The organism is Mesorhizobium sp. M0293 (assembly GCF_040321735.1).
Classification (GTDB): domain Bacteria; phylum Pseudomonadota; class Alphaproteobacteria; order Rhizobiales; family Rhizobiaceae; genus Mesorhizobium.
Genome location: NZ_JAMYSA010000334.1, coordinates 1 through 508, shown reverse-complemented (window position 1 = coordinate 508; position 508 = coordinate 1). Strand labels below are relative to the sequence as shown.

The window sequence follows — 508 nt, the reverse complement described above, 5'->3', positions numbered from 1 at the left end:
ACGGGCCCACCATGACCGTCCAGCAGGTACACCCGCGTGTTCGCAATCGGGCGCCCGATCGGGATGGAGGCCAGCCCCCCGACAGATTGGGCGATCTCGCAGACTGTCGCGAAGGTCGTTGTCTCGGTCGGACCGTAGCAGTGAATGAGGCGTACAGGACCTTCTTCTCTCAGCAATCTCAAAAATGAGGGAACGTCACTGACCTCGCCTCCACAGAGGAGGTACTTAAGTTGTGCTAACGTCGGAGCGATCGATGACGTATATTGGTTGAATAACGCTGTTGTTAGAAAAAGGGTTGTCACCCGTTGCTGTTCAAGTGACTTGGCAAAATTTGAAGGATTTATGACGGTCGTGGCATCCAATGCAATAATGCAGCCACCGTTGAGCAGCGGCGCCCACACTTCAAATGTGCTGGCGTCGAAGGCGGGATTACCCACCCACGCCACACGATCACTCGAGCTGAACTGCGCATAGCCATTGTTGATGACGAGCCGGTTGACCGCACGGT

At 55.5% G+C, this 508-nt stretch carries 1 protein-coding gene; it reads right to left on the bottom strand.

Annotated features, from left to right (window positions below):
- Window positions 1–508, bottom strand: a 508-nt coding sequence (locus NKJ06_RS35750; RefSeq protein ID WP_352518211.1) for an AMP-binding protein, incomplete at both ends; no start/stop codon positions are given.